Annotated in this window: 1 protein-coding gene; it reads right to left on the minus strand. The window is 57.4% G+C overall.

Annotation, left to right across the window (positions count from 1 at the left end; genetic code table 11):
• Positions 1 to 219 precede the first annotated feature (219 nt).
• On the minus strand, positions 220 to 639 hold the full coding sequence (locus WMO66_RS04590; protein WP_349135209.1) for a hypothetical protein: 420 nt from the start codon (positions 637 to 639) through the stop codon (positions 220 to 222).
• Positions 640 to 882 lie beyond the last annotated feature (243 nt).

Here is an 882-nt window from a genome sequence, read left to right on the forward strand (position 1 = left end):
AGACGCAATTGGTGCATACCATTTTATCGGCAGCTGGTTCGCATCGGCAGTGCCTTCCCGAGATTGCCACGGCCCCGCTGGGGCCTCGCAATGACAAATCGAGAGTGTTTACCGTTTTGACGATAGCCTGTACGAATCGCAAGCGCTACGCCGGGTCCGGCTGTCCGCTCCCCTACAGGGTGCATGCGCTTAACAGGAGTATCAGGAGATCTTCCGCCGTTACTCGCCGACAGTTTCCGTGGGCAGCGGCGCGATCCGCGCCGTCTCCGTTTTGCCGACCACGGCCGAACCGAAGTACGCCTTGCCCCAAATCACCTCGACACTGCTTTGGCCCTGTGTACCTTCGACCGTAAAGAACGCACTGCTCGGTACGCGGAACATATCGATATCTATGCAGTTGTCGTAGCCGAGGCCACCATAGGAGGACTCATAGCGCTCCATCGTGCCAAAAACAGCCCCGTCATCGCGATAGGTGAGCGATTCTCCCTCTGCATTCGTCACGGTACAGCTGCTTCCATGCCGGAATACGATCCAGCACTCCAGCTCCGCAACGTCAGGTGAGGCCCGGCAGCTCATCAGCAGGATGGCGGCCAGAGCGAGCGCGCCAAATAGGGAAATGCGTTTGAGGATAATTTTCATAGATAAACCGCCTGCTTTATCGTATTATCGCATCCGCAGCTGGGAGTACACAGAAATCCGCTGCTGCCCAAGGTGGTCAATGAGCGCCTTGGGCAGAGCAATTCAATCGCGCGGGAGCACTGGTGCACCTCGGCACTGCTTGATGTGTCATTGCGAGGAGCGAAGCGACGTGGCAATCTCGCAGGGCATGGTCGGATAACAGGGTACTCCCGTCAAAAACGTAACTGCCTTCCCGAGATTGCC

Source organism: Faecousia intestinalis (assembly GCF_040096185.1).
Lineage (GTDB): Bacteria > Bacillota > Clostridia > Oscillospirales > Oscillospiraceae > JAZOXB01.

Coding starts and splice junctions, on each gene's coding strand:
- WMO66_RS04590 (WP_349135209.1), bottom strand. CDS start 639: ATGAAAATTATCCTCAAACGCATTTCCCTATTTGGCGCGCTCGCTCTG.